Raw genomic sequence first — 19,754 nt, 5'->3', positions numbered from 1 at the left:
GATGAAGAGCGCAGATAGAGGGATTCTTTCAGAACACGATTTGAAAAAAACAAGTAATAAGATTGTTTACGGTTTGATGTGTGTAGTCATTTTGGTTATGGTTTTTAGCATGCTGTACCCGATTTGTATGACGTTATTCAACGGATTGAAGTCGAATCAAGAGGTGAATTCATTCCCACCGCATTTTTTTCCTCAGGAATGGCACTTCAGCAACCTTAAGGATGCAATGAATTACATTGATCTGCCGATGTTTCTTAGAAACACCATTTATATTTTTTTAGGGAATATGGTTGTGACTTTAGTCGTATTGGGAATGTCCGCTTTTAGTATTTCCCGTATGAATGTTCCATACAAAAGAGCGATTTACTTCTTCTTCCTGATGACATTGTTTATTCCGGCTACCAGCTACATGATCCCGAACTTTGTCAATTTGAAGGAGCTGGGATTGCTGAATCAGTACGCGGCTTTCTGGTTGCCAGCAGGTGCGAACACCTTCTACTTTCTTTTGTTAAAGAACTTTTTTGACGGGATTCATCCAGAAATCTTTGAAGCAGCACGAATTGATGGAGCCTCTGAGCCGAGAAGCTTTTTCTCCATTGCTGTACCACTTTCAATTCCGATTTTTGCAACATTAGCGATCTTTATCTTTTCTACCGCATGGAATGACTGGTTCTGGCCATCTCTAGTTATGCACAGTGAAGAGAAATATACGCTTGCGACAGCCATTTATAAATACGTTATTAATGTGAAGGCACTCAATACTAATATCAAATTTGCAATCCTGTTTTTAGTATCGTTGCCACCAATCATTGTCTTCTTGATTTTCCAAAAATTCATTATGCGTGGGGTTGCTTTGTCAGCAGTGAAAGGATAAGCAATTATCGACGAATTTAACCACGGATCGTAAACATGCACATGAAGTGAATATAAATGCACCTCGTTTGCAAACGGTTTCTATTTTAAGATTTATCTGTAAGATAATTATGAATTGAAAAGGGGAGTTTCAATGCGTAAGTACTCTAGCGTTCTACTAAGCGTACTTGTAGCCGGTTCGTTGCTATCTGCTTGCAGTGGCAATAATAACGGAAACACAGCGGGAAACAAAGGCGGGGAAGCAACTACTGCGCCAACAAATGCGGTAACGGATAATACAGCAACCGCTACGGAGGCGCCAGTGGATGACATTACTCAAAGAAAAGTGACGATCAAGATTCACTATCCAACACCTGACTTGACTGAAGTGAGAGCACAAGAAGATGACAAGATTAAACGTTTCCAGGCTGAATATCCAAATGTTGAAATTGTTAAAGACGACTGGCAGTACAATGTAAGTGAAATCGGAATCAAAATGGCTGCGAATGAAGCACCAACCTTCTTTAACACCTACGCTACAGAAGCTAAGTTCCTGGTGGAAAAGGGCTGGGTTGCTGACATTACGGATCTTTGGAACAAATACGAATTTAAGGATCAAATTAACCCAGTACTGCAAAATCAGTTCATCATTGATGGTAAAGTTTTCGGAGTAACTCAAAAAGGTTATGTAACAACGACTATGATCAACAAAAAAATGCTGGATGAAAAAGGCGTTGCGGTCCCACCAATGGATTGGACTTGGGATGATATGCTGAATACGGCTAAAGGCGTAGCTGATGTCAAAAAAGGTATTTCCGGTATTGCTCCAATGGGTAAAGGTAACGAAGCAGGCTGGAACTGGACCAACTTCCTGTTCGAAGCTGGCGGTGAAATTCAAAAGGTTGAAGGCGGCAAGGTTGTCGCTACCTTTAATTCCGATGCTGGTGTTAAAGCACTGGATTTCTACAAGAAACTTAGATGGGAAGCTAACGCGATTCCTCAGGACTGGGCACTTGGCTGGGGCGATGCTGTAGGCGCATTCCAACAAAGTCGTACAGCTATGGTAATGGCTGGGTCCGATGGCGTAATCGAGCAAGCACTGAATCAAGGTGGACTGAAACCTGAGGATGTGCTCACATATCCAATGCCTGCTATGGAAAAAGGCGGCAAGCATACGGGGGTACTTGGTGGTGATTACCTCGTAATTAATCCGAATGCAACACCAGATGAGCAAGAAATGGCATTCCGTTATATCACATTTGATTACTTCTCTGATAAAGGTTTGGAAGCACTGGATGCAGTCCTTCAACAACGTACAGCTGATGGTAAATACTTTATCCCGCCACTCTTAGATTACTACTCAGCAGATTCTGAGTTTGGTAAGAAGACCAAAGCGGTTTATGACAAGTACACCAATGTATACCAATATAGCCCTGACATTATGGGACTCTTAGATGGTAAACCTGAAGCTCAATACAATACACAGGACTACTACGCAACAATGTCCAATGTCATTCAAGAGCTGTTCTCCAAAAAAGGAACGGATTCTAAGAGCCAGCTAGAAGCAGCAGCTAAAACAGTGCAAGAGAAATTCTTTGATACGATTAAAGCAGAATAGGTAAATTAATAAAATCGGTCCCTTTGGGGCCGGTTTTTTTGTTGTTATAATTTATAAATTTATAAATCTACAGAGCTAATGATGATCAACTGGAAACTATTACGGCATAGGAAAATCGTAAATTTCTGTGATGAAGGGAATGCCTTAACGGAGTGCTGTATTAAAGTGGATGGAAGGAAATGGGCTCAATACTTTGCTTATTAAAGTATAATTCTAAGATTTGAAGGGATTTTTAACATAAAATATGGAAAAATATCTATAATATGATCGAATGAAAGCGCTTTGAAAACAAATCAAAAAAACTTTATACTTTGTGAAAGATTTCACTATACAAGGTGGAAATCATGTGATAAGATAAATGTGTAGAGAAAAACAACTAAAAATTGACAGGAGGACGAGGGAGATGGCAGTTAAGAACGAAGTCGCCGCCCAAGTTAAACAAGTTACCGCTGAAGAGTATATTCAGAATTTAGTGGATAAAGCAAAAAAAGCGCATGAGGCGTTCATGGCGCTAGACCAAGAGCAAGTTGACACTATCGTTCATGCAATGGCGTTGGCTGGACTCGACAAACATATGTACCTCGCAAAATTGGCCGTAGAAGAAACTGGACGCGGCGTATACGAAGACAAAATTACGAAGAACATCTTCTCAACTGAATATATCTGGCACGGAATTAAATACGATAAAACAGTAGGCGTTATTGAAGACAACGCTTATGATAGCTTCCAAAAAATTGCTGAACCCGTCGGAATTGTTATGGGTATCACACCGGTAACCAACCCTACATCCACCACGATGTTTAAAGCGTTGATTTCGATTAAGACACGGAACCCTATTATATTCGGTTTCCACCCATCTGCGCAAGAGTGTAGTGCAGCTGCTGCAAAAATTCTTCATGATGCTGCCGTGAAAGCTGGCGCTCCTGAGAACTGTATCCAATGGATTGAAATGCCAACAATGGACAAGACAAACGCATTGATGAACAACCCAGACGTTGCTCTTATCTTGGCAACTGGTGGTTCTGCAATGGTAAAAGCAGCTTACAGCTGTGGTAAACCAGCACTTGGCGTAGGCCCTGGTAACGTACCTGCTTTCATTGAAAAGAGCGCGGATATTGATCAAGCCGTAACGGACATCATTCTTTCTAAAACATTTGATAATGGTATGATCTGTGCCTCCGAGCAAGCTGTTATTATCGAAGAACCAATCTTCGATCAAGTGAAGAAAAAAATGATCGCAAATGGCTGCTACTTTGTTAATAAAGAAGAAGCTGCCAAACTGACTAGTGGAGCAATGAACGTAGATAAATGTGCGGTTAACCCAGCAATCGTAGGTCAATCCGCAGTGAAAATTGCTGAAATGTGTGGCATTCAAGTCCCTGCCGGCACAAAGATTCTGGTAGCAGAACTTGAAGGTGTAGGTACTAAATATCCACTATCCGCTGAAAAATTAAGCCCAGTTCTTGCTTGCTACAAGGTTAAAAATGCAGATCAAGGGATCGAACGTGCAGCTCAAATTGTTGAATTTGGCGGCATGGGCCACAGCTCGGCTATCCACTCCAACAATGAAGAAGTAATCATGAAGTTCTCTAACCGTCTGCAAACAGGACGTATTCTAGTTAACTCGCCTTCCACACATGGTGCGATCGGCGATATTTATAACACTAATATCCCTTCGTTGACTCTGGGCTGCGGATCTTATGGTCGTAACTCCGTGTCGCAAAACGTTACAGCAATCAATTTGATCAACGTGAAAAGGGTGAATCGTCGTACCGTGAATATGCAATGGTTTAAAGTACCTGACAAGATCTATTTTGAAAAAGGCGCTACTCAGTACCTGACCAAAATGCCTGATATCACACGTGTCGCAATTATCACTGACCCAATGATGGTTAAGCTTGGATATGTTGAAAGAGTTGAACATTACCTGCGTCAACGCCAAACTCCTGTAGCTATCGAAGTGTTCTCGGAAGTTGAACCAGATCCATCGACAACTACAGTTGAAAAAGGTACTGCAATGATGAACAGATTCCAACCGGACTGCATCATCGCACTTGGCGGCGGTTCCCCAATGGATGCTGCAAAAGGAATGTGGTTATTCTATGAACATCCAGACGCAGACTTTAACGGTCTAAAACAAAAATTCATGGACATCCGTAAACGGGTATACAAATTCCCTAAACTTGGTAACAAAGCTAAGTTTGTAGCGATTCCAACTACTTCGGGTACGGGTTCGGAAGTAACATCTTTCGCAGTTATTACCGATAAAACAACTGAACAACACACTAAATATCCATTGGCTGACTATGAGTTAACACCAGACGTAGCTATCATTGATCCAGAGTTCGTATACAGCTTGCCAAAAACTGCAGTTGCAGATACAGGTATGGACGTATTGACACATGCTATCGAAGCTTATGTATCTGTTATGGCGAGTGACTACACTGATGGTCTAGCTATTAAAGCCATCCAACTGGTATTCCAATACCTTGAAAAATCGGCACTGGAAGGCGACAGAGTAGCTCGTGAGAAAATGCATAATGCATCAACACTTGCGGGTATGGCCTTTGCCAATGCATTCTTGGGAATTAACCACAGCTTGGCGCATAAATGGGGCGGACAGTACCACACCGCTCATGGTCGTACTAACGCGATCCTTATGCCACACGTTATCCGTTACAATGCTAAAAAACCTACGAAGTTCGCTTCGTTCCCTAAATATTCGCACTTCGTAGCTGATGAGCGTTACGCTGAAATTGCCCGTATTTTGGGATTGCCAGCTCGCACAACTGAAGAAGGTGTAACTAGCCTGATCAATGCTATTCGCGATATGAATAAAAAATTGGGTATCGAGGAATCGTTCCAACAACTGGGCTTTGATCCTAAGGACTTCGAATCCCGTGTAGATTACTTGGCTGACCGTGCGTTTGAAGATCAATGTACAACTGCCAATCCTAAGCTGCCGTTGGTATCTGAACTTGCTGATGTATACCGTAATGCATTCTACGGAAGATTTGATAATTAATAATTGGTTAAATAGAGAATAGGATAGTTGTGGACTTAGATAAAGGTGACAAATATCACTCGAAAGGTGATATTTGTCACAGTGTTTTTATAGAAAATAAACTAGAATGTTTATATAAACAACGGTCCCACATATGAAATGTTGATTGTGAAATTTGGAACAACCACATCTTTGGGGATCACGAGACACGGGATCAACCTTCAAGCCCGCGATCTCTACAAATATAATAAATATAGATGGAGGGATTTAGCATGTCGGTGATTGAAAAAGAAGTAAATGAAGTGAAATCCGGTTGGAGAAATTTCACAAAAGGTAAATGGTCCAAGAAAGTTGACGTTAACAATTTTATCGCAAGTAACATTAAGCCTTATGAAGGAAACGAAGATTTCCTCGTAGGACCTACTAGTAACACAACTGAACTATGGAAAATTATTTCCCAACTGAGCAAAGAAGAAAGAGAAAGAGGCGGCGTATGGGATGTTTCCCTGGATACTGTCTCCACAATCACTTCACATGCTCCTGGATACATTGATAAGGACAAGGAACAAATTGTAGGCGTTCAGACTGACGCTCCTTTCAAACGTTCCATCCAGCCATTCGGCGGGATCAAGATGATGGTCGATGCTACGAAAGCTTATGGCTTCGAGCTTCCACAAAACATCGTTGATATGTTTACGAACATTCGCAAAACGCATAACCAAGGCGTATTTGATGCATATACACCAGACATGAGAGCAGTGCGTAAATCCGGCGTTATCACAGGTCTTCCTGATGCTTACGGCCGCGGACGCATCATCGGTGACTACCGCCGTATCGCTCTATACGGTATTGATTTCCTGATTAAAGACAAAAAACAACAACAAGCTGAACTTGAAGTTGATTCCATGACTGAAGAGGTAATTCGTCTTCGTGAAGAGCTGTCCGAGCAAATTCGTGCACTGGGCGAATTGAAAGAAATGGCAGCCGCTCACGGTATGGATATTTCCAAACCAGCGACCAATTTCAAGGAAGCTACTCAATGGGTATACTTCGGATATCTGGCAGCAGTTAAAGAGCAAAATGGTGCGGCGATGTCCCTGGGACGTGTATCTTCCTTCCTAGACATCTATGCAGAACGCGATATTGCTGAAGGTACTTTGACTGAAGAGCAAGTTCAAGAAATCGTCGATCATTTCGTAATGAAACTGCGTATCGTGAAATTCTTGCGTACACCTGACTATAACGATCTGTTCTCCGGCGACCCTACATGGGTAACTGAATCCATCGGTGGTATGGCTGAAGACGGAACAACTCGTGTTACGAAGAACAGCTTCCGTTTCCTGAACACCCTGTACAACTTGGGTCCAGCACCGGAACCAAACTTGACAGTTCTTTGGTCCGAAAGATTGCCTGAAGCCTTCAAAAAATATTGTGCTAAGGTTTCCATCGAAACTAGTGCAATTCAGTATGAAAATGACGATCTAATGCGTCCATACTGGGGTGAAGATTATGCGATTGCTTGCTGCGTATCTCCAATGCGCATCGGTAAACAAATGCAGTTCTTCGGTGCTCGTGCCAACCTAGCAAAAGCTTTGCTGTACGCTATTAATGGTGGTAAAGACGAGAAATCCGGAGCACAAGTTGGACCGGAATTCCCAGCGATCACTTCTGAATATCTGGATTATGACGAAGTAATGAAACGCTTCAAACCGATGATGGAGTGGTTGGCTAAGACTTATGTTAACACTTTGAACATCATTCACTATATGCATGACAAGTATTCTTACGAACGTATTGAAATGGCACTGCATGACCGCGACATTCTGCGTACGATGGCTTGTGGTATCGCTGGTCTATCCGTTGCAGCTGACTCACTGAGCGCTATTAAATACGCGAAGGTTAAACCAATTCGTAACGAACAAGGTATTGCAATTGACTTTGAAACTGAAGGTGAATTCCCTTGCTACGGTAACAATGATGATGCTGTAGACAGCATCGCAGTAGAATTGGTTGAAGCTTTCATGTCTATGATCCGTAAGCACAAAACATATCGTGATGCTGTACCGACTCAATCGGTACTGACCATTACTTCAAATGTAGTGTACGGTAAGAAGACAGGTACTACACCTGACGGACGTAAGAAAGGTGAACCTTTCGCACCAGGTGCTAACCCAATGCACGGACGCGACAAGAAAGGTGCTCTGGCTTCCCTTAATTCTGTAGCCAAACTGCCTTACTCCGATGCACAAGATGGTATCTCTAACACATTCTCTATCGTACCTAAAGCACTGGGTAAAGACGAAGAATCCCGTAAGTCTAACCTGGTACACATGATGGATGGATACTTCCATAACAGCGCTCAACATTTGAATGTTAACGTGTTTAACCGTGAACAGCTGATGGACGCTATGGAACACCCAGAGAACTATCCACAATTGACTATCCGCGTATCCGGATATGCAGTTAACTTCATCAAGCTGACTCGTGAACAACAATTGGATGTAATCAACCGTACGTTCCATGGTTCGATGTAATTCGTTCCTATTCATAAAGATCTTTGAATGAAGTACTACATTGAAATAATTGCAAGGAAGATGCCGCCCTTGTCTCAAGGGCGGTAATATCTTGTTTGAGAATTGTTAAAATTTTAAATATCACAGCCGCGATTAAGGGAAATGACAGTCTCAAAGACAGGGAGCTTCTTCGTGAAAGAGGGACTGTTAGTCTGTCGTGGCGAAAGGATGATATCCTATGATTAAAGGTCGCATACACTCTTTGGAAACCTTTGGAACCGTTGACGGACCTGGTATTCGATTTGTCTTATTTATGCAAGGATGCTTGCTGAAATGTCAGTATTGTCATAACCCTGATACTTGGGCTTTAGATGAAGGTAAAGAAATGACTTTAGAAGAAGTGCTTGCGGAGATCGAGCCATATATAAACTACTATCGTTCATCCGGTGGTGGATTGACAGTATCCGGTGGAGAACCAACTTTGCAGGCGCAATTTGTAAAGCAGTTATTTACAGAAGTTAAAAAGCGTTGGAATCTGCATACTACATTAGATAGTAATGGTTACAACGAAGGTGACAAGATTAATGACTTATTGGATGTTACCGACTTGGTTATGCTAGATCTCAAACATATAGATGAGGAAGCGCATATCAAGTTGACTGGTAAATCTAATGATCGTACTTTGAAGCTTGCACGCTGGCTATCAGATCATAATCGTAAGATGTGGATTAGACATGTATATGTTCCAGGCATTCATGATCGTGAAGAGGATCTTATTAACTTGGGCCGTTACATTGGAACCTTAAATGGTGTTGAGAAATTTGAGATCTTACCTTATCATCAAATGGGTATTTATAAATGGGAAATGCTCGGCAAGGCTTATGAGTTAGATGGCGTGCCATCCCCTTCCGATGAAGAAGTTCAGCGGGCATACCGCTTGGTCGAAGAAGGTCGTAAACAGACAGCACTGGTATAATTGATATCTACCTTAAGTGAGAGCCGTTCCTTCAGTGATTTACTACTGAAGGAACGGCTTTTTTTGTTAAAAGGGGAACGTCTGGTATCTTGAAAAGGGGTAATTTTGTATTTACCTTGTAAAAACATGATATAGTTACAGCTGTTGATTAAGGAGTTTGTAAATACATAATGACAGATAATATATCATTATTTAAAGATTTTATAATTATTACCCGAGGTAATGTGTGGTTAAATCACATATAATAACGTTTAATCGTAATTTTTACTATAATAAAGTTATTATACATAACATATTGTGTAGTTGATTCCGCTTTCATTAGAGATTTTTATCCCTATAGTGGATGAATCTTAACCTTACGAGAATGGAATCTGTTTTCTATAATAAGAAGTGTAAAGCATAACATTATATGGGGGGTCACAAGAAATGAAAAAAGGTATGACTTTGCTATTGTCCCTGATTTTTGTATCATCAGCTTTACTGGCAGGTTGCGGAAGCAACAATAGTGCATCTTCTAACAAAGGAGATGGAAACGCTACCGCGACTAATGCAGCGGACGCTACAAATGCTCCGGCAACAGAAGAACCGGTAAGTAACGAACCGTTCGAAATGACGATTCGTCACACTCAAATCGGTGCAGACAAACAGAAACGTCTAGCTATTCTGCAAGAAGTAGTGAAAAAGGTAGAAGGCGATGTACCTGGTCTGACCTTTAAACTCGATGGAGTAGATTCAGATGTAAACCGTAAAGAAAAATTGCGTGGTGAAATGGCTGCAGGTAATCCACCAGAGATTTTCGATCTGTTCGGTAGCCCTGACTCTAAGATCTATGCTAAAGAAGGTAAATTACTTGACCTGACTCCAATTCTTGAGGAACTTGGAATTAAGGATAAATTCTCAAATCTAGATCCTTTCACTTATGAAGGAAAAATTTACGGATTGCCAATCGGTGGATCTGGTGAAGGATTCTTCTACAACAAAGAATACTATACTAGCAAGGGTTGGAAAGCTCCAACAACATTTGCTGAATTGGAACAACAATTGGCTGACATCAAGGCTGACGGAAAAGTGCCTTTAGCTGGTGCGTCTAAGGCTGGTTGGGTACCACTTATGCTAGCTAACCACTTGTGGTCACGTTATGCAGGTCCAGATGTAACTGCTAAATTTGCAACAGGCGAAGCTAAATGGACTGATCCAAACGTTGTAAAAGGCTTTGCGAAGTACAAAGAATGGGTTGATAAAGGATACTTCAAAAAAGGCGAACTTGGTTTCGAGTATGCTGAATATACAACACAATTCACTAGTGCTGAAGCAATCCTGCTGTATGATGGTACTTGGAAATCCTCCGTATTCAAAGCTGGACAATCTGGCGAAGGCTTGATCGGTAAAGTTGGATTCTTCAATATTCCTCCAGTTGATGGTGGCGTGGGCGACCAAACAGCATTGATGCGCGATGTAAACAATGGCTATGGCTTCTCTGCTTCTGCTGAGAAAGATCCACGTCAATTAGCTGCTGTGAAATCATTTATCAAAAACCTCTTTAATGAAGAAATGCAATTACGTGGACTTGTTGAAGATGGCGTATTGCCAGCAATGAAAATTGACCAAAACGTTCTGAATGAAAATATTACGGATGATCTGATGAGCGAAATCGTAGGTGTACTTAATAACTCACAATCTTCGTTCCCAGCATTTGACTCTCTCGTTCAAGCAGATGTAACTACAGAAATCAGTAACATTCAAATTCAAAAGCTGATTGGTGGTCAGACAACTCCAGAGAAGATGGGCGAAGCTTTACAGAAGGTACAAGAAGAAGCAAACGCAGCAGTTGAATAAGTAGCTGCAAACTGAATGTACCCTGGTGCTAGAACCAGGGTACATTTTTAAACTCAAAGAAATTATGTGTTTGCGCTGATCTAAACATTCATTGTTCGCCAGATGTCAAAGCAACCGGAGGTAGTCATGAATAAAGCATTAAGAAATCCATTGGTATTTTTCCTTTTTATTCTTCCAGCACTGATCCTGTTCACGATGTTCTTCATCTATCCCATCTTCAGTTCAATCTATTACAGCTTTACTAGCTGGAATGGTGTATCTGACACAGTTAAGTCTGCCGGAATCAGTAATTTTGAGAAGGCATTAGGAGACGAACGATTCTGGATATCTGTCAAAAATAACGGTTTCTTCATTCTTTTCTCCTGTTTTGTACAGGTGCCGTTAATCATATTCTTCTCGTTATTGATATCAAATGTAAAGAAGCTAAAAGGCTTATATAAGACAGCGGTCTTCATGCCTTCTATTATGTCTACAGCAGTTATCGGTATTCTATGGGGCTTCATTTATGAGCCCAACATTGGACTTTTAAATAAGGTTCTAGGCTTAGTTGGTATTGATCCACTTTACTGGCTGTCGGATGAAAGATTCGCAATGTTATCCATCCTGATCACGAATGCTTGGCAATGGACCGGATTCTACGTTGTAATGGTACTTGCAGCTATTCTGTCGATACCAGGTGAATTGGATGAAGCAGCTGCCATTGATGGCGCAACTGGATTCCAACGTGCTACACGTATCACGCTTCCTTTAATTGTTCCGATCATTTCTGTTGTAATCATGTTGTCCATTGCTGGAGCAATGAAAGCGGCGGATATCGTCATTGTAATGACTAAGGGTGGACCTGCTGGTTCAACCGATGTAATGGCAACTTACATGATTAAATATGCTATCACTAACTTTAAGTACGGGTACGGTAATGCCATTGCAGTCCTGATCTTTGTATTTACATTGGTGGTTACAGCTATTTATCAGCTGCTGATAGCCCGACGCACAGAAAGGATTGAATACTGATGCCACGCGCCCTGAAAAAAAGTCTGCCACACGTCGCACTATTGTCCTATCTACTAGTTATTCTATTTCCTTTCCTGTTCGTGTTATTCTCCTCTGTGAAAAAGGATAACAATGCAATAGCACTTAACCCTTTTGGGATTCCAAAGGAGTTCGTCTTCAATAACTACGTTGAAGCTTGGGTAAATGCCAAGATCAGCACCTACTTTTTTAACAGTTTGTACATTTCCATATTGGCTTCTGTAGTATCTATCATTCTAGCGTCTATGTTTGCTTTTGCAGTTACTCGGATGCGCCAAGGCAAATGGAATACGATTTTGTTCACCTTAGTTATGGTGGGAATGCTCATTCCAAACAACGCATTGATGCTTCCTATTTATACGATTGTACGTAAGATGGGGATTCTGAATACGCACTGGGCGTTGATTATCCCTTATATCGCGAATGCAATTCCGTTTACGATAATTATATTGGCTGCATTTATGCGCTCGTTGCCTAGAGAAATTGAAGAGGCAGCGGTCATGGATGGGTTGAAGGCACCAGGTATCTTTGCTAAAATTATTGTACCTCTAACCGTACCTGCCATGGTTACTGTATTCATTGTTAATTTCCTGGGCAATTGGAATGAATTCTTGCTGGCAAACTACTTCCTATCAAATGATGAACTACGTACGCTCCCAGTTGGTATGGTTCAATTCCGTGATCAATACCAGATGAACTATGCACAAATGTCAGCGGGTATCGTCTTCAGCGTATTGCCGGTAATTGTCATTTATGCGATTTTACAGGAGAAAATTATTGAAGGCGTAACAGCAGGCGGCGTAAAAGGATAACTTTTTTTCTCAGTCAGGAGCACCAGCCGATGAATTTGCGCTATAAATTATTTACGGCATTTTTGGGCCTGATAATCATTCCTTTATTTATTCTAGGCATGCTTATGTTTTTCGTGACTTATAACTCTATTGAGAAGAAGTACAGTCAGCAGTCGGAATACTCACTTAAAGCAATTAGTTACAGTATTTCGAATGTGTTAAAAGATATGGATAACGTTACAGACAACGGAATTGCTACCTCGGTTTTTCATATGGCACTTAGCGCAGAAGATCCTACTAACCAGGATTTGACTGATGCCGAGCAACTCAATTTGAATGCAAGCCAGCGCAATTTCCGTAGTCTGTTATTTAACCATCCATCGATCAGCTATGCTTTTTTGTACAATTTTAACGGTAGAGGTAACTCTGAAATCGTGTCGCTTTTTAATAAGGAAAATTTCCGAACACTACCCTATGATACATTCAAGAAAAGTGATTTGTACCAGGAAGTAATGGATTTGAATGGTGTGCCGAAGTGGCTGGCTCCTCATGAATATCCCGAACTTACGGGAACTGAACCTGTGTTTACACAAATTCGACTCGTTAAGGAATTGAGCTTCTTTCAGAACATAGGTATCCTCGTTGTACAGATCAAAAATTGGGAGTTCGAATCGATATTTCGCAATTTAAAAATTGGGGATAGTAATCAAGATGTCTCGTTTATGCTTGTAAATGATGATGGAATGATTCTATTCGACCCAGATCAAAAGCTGGATGGACAGGATATTCAGTCATTCGCGAATAAAGAGATTACCTTTGAAAAAGGGTTTCAGAGTTTTAAAACGCAGTACAACGGGGAAAAAAGTATTCTCTCCATGTATCATTTGAAAGATTATCCTTGGAGTCTAGTGTCTGTAACTTCATGGAACTCTCTGTCTCATGAAGTTACAGTATTTGCACGATGGTTTGTTGGGGTTATCTTCTTATGCTTTTTAGCAGCGGTAATTTTCAATCTGTTCTTTATGAATCGAATTACTGGCGCAATTGCCGTAATTGTTCGTTTTATGCGACGGGTTGAGGATGGGGATTTGACTACGCGGGTAGAGGTAAAAGGGAATGATGAGTTAACGCTTCTTGCAAAAGGCTTTAATGATCTTATGGATAAAATTAATGGGTTGTTTAATAGAATCCATGTGGAACAGCGCCGCAAGAATCAAGCGGAAATGCGTGTTCTACAGGCGCAGATCAAACCGCATTTTTTATTCAATACGTTAGAGTCGATTAATGTTCTGGCTATACAGAATGAAGGCAAGAAAGTTAGTGAGATGGTCTACAGACTGGCAAGTATTTTACGTATCAGCATTCAGGATCGAGAAGAAATTACACTGGATGAAGAAATTAAACATCTACGCAATTATTTAGATATTCAAAAATTCAGGTTTGAGGATTTATTTGAATATGATATTGATATCCCACAAGAATTGATGAGTTGCGGCATTCTAAAGCTTACTTTGCAACCGCTTGTAGAAAACAGCATTCAGCATGGATTTGAGGGGATTGATTACAAAGGTCAAGTTTCTGTGAAAGCTTGGGAGAAGCAAGGGGACTTGATTTTACAGATTGAAGATAACGGTATTGGTATTACGCCGTCTCAGTTGTCCATTTTCCAATACATTGTGAATGATCCTGTGGAGCAAGAGGTTAAAGTTGAACGAGAAAACCGGATGAATCTTGAACGCAGAGGACTTGGTATTCGCAGTGTAGCGGATCGCATCCGCATTGAATACGGTGACAGGTACGGAATATTTATTTGTTCCAGTCCAGGCTATGGTACTATTATTCAATGTGTCATACCTAAATACGAGCAGGGGGAAGATCATTATGCTAAAAGTATTATTGGTAGATGACGAAGCCCCAATTCTGAATAATTTAAACAGAGTGTTGCCTTGGCAGGAGATGGGGATGGAGGTCGTTGGTATGGCGCGAAGCGGTATGGATGCCTTGCGCATTGCCGAAGAGGAGCAGCCTGATCTTGTGTTAAGTGACATTCGTATGCCAGTGATGGATGGGTTAACTTTTGTAGGAAAGTTGCGGGAAATGGGATTGGATAGTGAGGTACTTCTTCTTACCGGGTATCAAGAGTTTGACTATGCACGGGAAGCGATCCGGCTTGGGGTGAAGGAATACATTTGTAAGCCGATCCATTATGAAGAACTTGGCAATAAGGTACGTGAGATCGGAGCTTCTATCCGTAGTAAACAGTTTAAAAATAAACTGTATAATAGCATTCCTTTATTTCAGGAGATTCCTGAAGCGGACAATGGTAAAAAAACACCGGATCAGCTTATGAATCTAGCCGCTCAGTACATTTCTGAACATCTTCATTCTGATATCGGGATTGAGGAAGTGGCGAATAAAATCGGAATTAGCGGCAGTTACTTCTGTCTCTTGTTTAAAAACCGATTTGCAATGACTTTCGTGGAATACGTAACACAACAGCGAATTGAAGCTGCCAAGTTTATGCTTACCAATAGCGACAAGAGCATAACGGTAATTGGTTCCGGAGTGGGTTATCAGGAACGGCGTTATTTCACGAAGGTATTTCAGAAGCAGACGGGGATGTCTCCTAAGGAGTATCGCGATCGGTGTCGGGCGGAAGTATTATAAGGTCGGCGGCGTATGGTGAGGTTTAGCGTCACTGCGAGGAATGTTTGGACTTCCGGTCGCTGTTATCCTCGGATTTCTTGATTGGAAACCGCTGCTCGCGGTTGAAATCCGAGGATAGCATATGCTTCCGAGGTAGCTTTCCAAGGAAAGCTTTTAGGCGAACGCTACGCTCCTACAGTTCCAAACTTCCTCTCCGTTCCTTCTCCCTCACCACACTTTGTTGTGGGTATGGTGTCGTCCCACTCCTGCGGATGTGGGGACTCCTTAGGGAATGAATGGACTATCGACCAGCCTGAGGCTGTGATAAAGAGCGAAAGATTATCGACCAGCCTACGGCTGTGATAAAGAGCGAAAGAATTATCGACCAGCCTATGGCTGTGATAGAAGAGCGAAAGAATTATCGATCAGCCTATGGCTGTGATAGAAGAGCGAAAGAATTATCGACCAGCCTACGGCTGTGATAGAAGAGCGAAAGATTATCGACCAGCCTGCGGCTGTGATAAGTACATAGTAATTCAGCCTACGGCTGTAATAAATTAAATGATTTTAAACATTAGAGATGATTATCCTTAGTTACTAAGGATAATCATCTCTTTTTTTATAGAAATATAATATGTTCCCTATACTCCCATAATTTATCATATGTTTTAATTAGAGTGTAAGAAGGAAATGCAAGACGGTAGCTTAACAGCGTGATAATGGCCTTAGATTGGGATGATGGGGAAATGGGGGAACTGAAAATGAGTGTGACGAATCCTTCCGTCAGCTTGTCAGAAGTAAAGAAAAGAGGCAGGGGGAGAGTGCCGAATTTTCTAAGAGTGATGAAGAAATATTGGGTGTTCTATTTGATGATGCTCCCAGCCATTATTATTCTGATCATCAATAACTACATACCGATGTTAGGGACGGTAATTGCTTTTAAGGATATCAATTACCAGAAAGGGATTCTAGGCAGCGACTGGGTGGGGATAGCGAACTTTAAGTATCTATTCTCGACGGAGACGGCTTGGGTTATTACAAGAAATACTCTATTGTACAACACTGCGTTTATTGTACTTACACTATTTTTTTCGCTGGCTTTTGCGATTATGTTTAACGAAATGCGCAGCAGATGGCTATCGAAATTCCATCAGAGTGCGATGTTTCTCCCGTATTTTCTCTCATGGGTCGTCGTTAGTTATTTAGTATACGGCTTTCTGAGTGCAGAGCATGGGTTTATGAACAAGACGCTGCTTCCTTTATTTGGAGTCGATCCAATTGAATGGTACTCCCAGTCGCAATATTGGCCGGGGATTCTAGTGATAGTGAAGCTGTGGAAAGAGATTGGATATACGACGGTCATTTACATGGCTGCGATCATCGGTATAGATCATGAATATTATGAGGCTGCGCTGATCGATGGTGCTTCTAAATGGAAGCAGATTCGCAAAATCACACTACCACTGATCAGTCCGGTTATTATCGTAATGACGCTGCTGCAGATCGGCAGGATTTTTAACGCAGACTTCGGATTGTTCTTTCAGGTTACTAGAAATGCAGGCGCATTATACTCCACTACGCAAGTTATCGACACCTATGTGTATCAGACCTTCCTAGCGATTGGTGATATAGGGATGTCTTCTGCCGCGGGTCTCGTGCAATCTGTTGTAGGATTTCTACTGATCTTCTTAGCGAATCTAGCCGTACGACGAATAAGTAAAGATGATGCGTTATTTTAGAGGGAGGTGGGAGTGTTGAGCCAGACAGAAACTGCAATCGGGCCGTCGGGTCATACAGGAAAGAGAACTAAACGGCAAAGACAACCCAATGAAATTTCGAATATTTCCAATTTGTTAATTAATATATTCTTCTGGATCTACACAGCGATTTGTGTGGTCCCGTTGATTCTCGTAATTATCGTATCGTTTTCGGATGAGAAATCCGTTGTACAGAATGGTTATAGCTTTTTTCCTAGCAAGTGGGATATTTCTTCTTATGAATTTCTGTTAAAAGATTATTGGCAAATTATAGATGCAGCTGCCGTTTCCTTATTTGTGACAGTGGTTGGAACGATTCTGAGTCTCGTGATAATGGCAATGTATGCCTATCCTATCTCACGTGGAGATTTTCCACATCGTAATTTCTTTTCGTTCTTTATGTTTTTTACACTGCTGTTTAATGGAGGCCTAGTACCTTGGTATCTGGTTTATACTCAAATGATGCATTTGAAAGATACGCTATGGATTCTGATTATGCCACTGCTGGTTTCAGCATTCTTTGTTATCATTTTGAGGACCTTTTTTGCAAACACAATTCCGCCGGCACTTGTTGAATCCGCTAAAATCGACGGGGCACCGGAGTTTCGGATCTTCGTTCAAATCATTCTTCCATTGTCATTACCGGTGTTAGCTACAGTGGGATTATTTCAGACTTTGGCGTATTGGAATGACTGGTATCTCAGCTTGATCTTCATTTCACCAGAAGGGCATGTCAATCTACAGTATCTAATGTATAAGACGATGTTGAATGTTCAATTCTTGACTGCAAGCCCTCAAGCGATGGCAGCCTTAGCTGCACAAGGTGTAGAAATCAATCTGCCGACAGAAACGGTAAGAATGGCGATGGCTGTTATTGGTATCGGTCCAATCGTGTTCGTGTACTCGTTTTTTCAAAAATATTTTATCAAGGGGCTTACCGTTGGTGCAGTTAAAGGCTAATGATGTTTGGAATGGCTTAATTCGGCGCTCTACGCAAGTGTGTGAACGTCCGATTCAGCATATATAAATATTTTGAGGGAGGTTATGGTATACATGAAGGCTATTCGAACAAGCGCACTATTAACACTGATGCTTATCGTGGTACTCAGTCTTAGCTTAGCTGGATGCGGAGGGAATAACGGAAATAATGAAGGGGCTTCACCAGCGCCAAGTGAAAATGCAACCGCTACCAACGCTGCGGCAACAGATGAACCTGCTGCAGATCCTACAGCTGAACCTGAGAAGAAATTAGATCCTTATACTGTCAAGTTAATCTATGTCGGTGCCGTTCAAAAGGATGAACAGGTTGTTGAGGATGCTATCAATAAGCTTCTGGAGCCTAAAATTAACGCTAAATTGGATATCGCACCGATCGACTGGGGTCCATGGGACAATGATGTTAACCTGAAGATTGCCAGTCAGGAGAAATTCGATATTATTTTTACAGCGCAATGGAAAAACTATGTAACCAACTCCGCTAAAGGTGCTTACCTCCCGCTTAATGATGATAACGGCAAGTACGGTAATCTATTGAACGAATATGGCCAAGGGATTCTTAAAAACCTCGACCCGCAATTCTTAAAAGGTTCTGCGATCAATGGTGTGAATTATGCCGTTCCTACGAATAAGGAGTTAGCCGCACAAGGCGGGATCGTGTATCGCTCGGATATTGCTGATGAACTTGGCATTGATATGTCGAATGTAAAGACCATTCAAGATCTGAATGCCGTTCTCAAAGTTGTAAAGGAGAAGAGACCAGACCTTACTCCACTGTATTTCAAACAAGGAGAGACCTTCAACTCTCAGTACATGGCACAGTACGATACGCTTGGTGATGCTTCAATTCCGGGCGTTCTGCTTAAGGATTCATCGGACACTAAAATTCAATCTATGATTGAGCTGGACCGCTATAAGGAAATCATCAAACTTACCCGTGAATACATGAAGAAAGGTTATATTAACAAAGATGCGGCCGTTGCAACGAATTCTACACAAGATGCAATGAAGGCTGGTAATGTCTTTATGACAGTACAATCCCTTAAACCTGGTAAAGATAGCGAATTGGCTAATGCTACAGGTTTGGTTGGTAAACTGAAACAAATTGCCTTTAACGAACCAACGATTTCTACCAGTGACGCCGCAGGTTCGATGTTAGCGATCTCCGCTTCTTCTGGTGATCCAGCTCGTGCCATGATGGTCTTAGATCTTTTGCACACGGATAAAGAAATCAATAATCTCCTCGTATTTGGTGTAAAAGGTGTTCATTATGATGTCGTTAGCGGCGATACAATTAAAGCTACTGACAAAACGGGTGACTATAATACTGCTGCCGCCTGGATGCTTGGAAGCCAATTCCTGAATCCTGTATGGGAAAGTGAAGCTCCAGACAAATGGGAGCAATTCAAGGCTTTTAACTCCAAAGGTAAAGCTTCTGTAGCACTAGGCTTCAACTTCGACGCATCCTCTATGAAGACTGAAATGGCGGCTTGTAAAGCTGTAATGGATGAATACGATATCAGTTTGGACACCGGTTCTGTTGATCCAGATACCGTGCTGACTAAGTATGCCGACAAGCTCAAGAAAGCTGGACTTGATAAGATTATTGCAGAAAAGCAAAAACAATTGGATGCTTTCTTAGCTGCTCAAAAATAAATCCTTTAAACGAAACTAAAAGGCTATTCCCGGCATGATAATAATGCTGGGGATAGCCTTTATTGTGCGATTGATAAATA

The 19,754-nt window shown here is 41.5% G+C and carries 13 protein-coding genes; all 13 read left to right on the top strand.

Annotated features, from left to right (window positions below):
* Position 1: 1 nt before the first annotated feature.
* Entirely contained in the window at positions 2–874 is an 873-nt protein-coding gene (locus NSU15_RS21550) for a carbohydrate ABC transporter permease (protein WP_042129889.1), read from the top strand.
* 132 nt (positions 875–1,006) lie between these two features.
* Positions 1,007–2,470 (top strand): extracellular solute-binding protein, encoded by a 1,464-nt coding sequence (locus tag NSU15_RS21545; protein WP_042129888.1) that lies wholly within the window; start codon positions 1,007–1,009, stop codon positions 2,468–2,470.
* A gap of 403 nt (positions 2,471–2,873) precedes the next feature.
* Complete coding sequence (adhE, locus tag NSU15_RS21540; RefSeq protein ID WP_042129885.1) at positions 2,874–5,495, top strand: bifunctional acetaldehyde-CoA/alcohol dehydrogenase; 2,622 nt, start codon at positions 2,874–2,876, stop codon at positions 5,493–5,495.
* Between the two features lie 251 nt (positions 5,496–5,746).
* Positions 5,747–8,008: a formate C-acetyltransferase gene (pflB, locus tag NSU15_RS21535; RefSeq protein WP_042129884.1), complete on the top strand. Its 2,262-nt coding sequence runs from the start codon at positions 5,747–5,749 to the stop codon at positions 8,006–8,008.
* A 217-nt stretch (positions 8,009–8,225) separates the two neighbouring features.
* On the top strand, positions 8,226–8,963 hold the full coding sequence (pflA, locus tag NSU15_RS21530) for a pyruvate formate-lyase-activating protein (RefSeq protein WP_042129882.1): 738 nt from the start codon (positions 8,226–8,228) through the stop codon (positions 8,961–8,963).
* A 426-nt stretch (positions 8,964–9,389) separates the two neighbouring features.
* Positions 9,390–10,799: an extracellular solute-binding protein gene (locus NSU15_RS21525; protein ID WP_042129880.1), complete on the top strand. Its 1,410-nt coding sequence runs from the start codon at positions 9,390–9,392 to the stop codon at positions 10,797–10,799.
* A 126-nt stretch (positions 10,800–10,925) separates the two neighbouring features.
* Complete coding sequence (locus NSU15_RS21520) at positions 10,926–11,810, top strand: sugar ABC transporter permease (RefSeq protein WP_339287481.1); 885 nt, start codon at positions 10,926–10,928, stop codon at positions 11,808–11,810.
* Entirely contained in the window at positions 11,810–12,640 is an 831-nt protein-coding gene (locus tag NSU15_RS21515; RefSeq protein ID WP_042129876.1) for a carbohydrate ABC transporter permease, read from the top strand. Before NSU15_RS21520 ends, NSU15_RS21515 begins: the two co-directional genes overlap by 1 nt.
* A gap of 29 nt (positions 12,641–12,669) precedes the next feature.
* A complete protein-coding gene (locus tag NSU15_RS21510; protein WP_042129874.1) occupies positions 12,670–14,526 on the top strand; it encodes a sensor histidine kinase in 1,857 nt (618 codons plus the stop codon).
* Positions 14,501–15,286, top strand: a complete 786-nt coding sequence (locus NSU15_RS21505; protein WP_339287480.1) for a response regulator — start codon at positions 14,501–14,503, stop codon at positions 15,284–15,286. The genes NSU15_RS21510 and NSU15_RS21505 overlap by 26 nt, the downstream gene beginning before the upstream one ends.
* Before the next feature lie 725 nt (positions 15,287–16,011).
* On the top strand, positions 16,012–17,004 hold the full coding sequence (locus NSU15_RS21500; RefSeq protein ID WP_339287479.1) for an ABC transporter permease subunit: 993 nt from the start codon (positions 16,012–16,014) through the stop codon (positions 17,002–17,004).
* 15 nt (positions 17,005–17,019) lie between these two features.
* Positions 17,020–17,982: a carbohydrate ABC transporter permease gene (locus tag NSU15_RS21495; protein ID WP_339287478.1), complete on the top strand. Its 963-nt coding sequence runs from the start codon at positions 17,020–17,022 to the stop codon at positions 17,980–17,982.
* Between the two features lie 93 nt (positions 17,983–18,075).
* Positions 18,076–19,674 (top strand): ABC transporter substrate-binding protein, encoded by a 1,599-nt coding sequence (locus tag NSU15_RS21490; RefSeq protein ID WP_339287477.1) that lies wholly within the window; start codon positions 18,076–18,078, stop codon positions 19,672–19,674.
* Positions 19,675–19,754 lie beyond the last annotated feature (80 nt).

The sequence above is a fragment of the Paenibacillus sp. FSL E2-0201 genome (assembly GCF_037963325.1).
Classification (GTDB): domain Bacteria; phylum Bacillota; class Bacilli; order Paenibacillales; family Paenibacillaceae; genus Paenibacillus_AQ.
The sequence above is the reverse complement of the archived record's forward strand: the minus strand, read 5'-3'. Positions and strand labels throughout refer to the sequence as shown.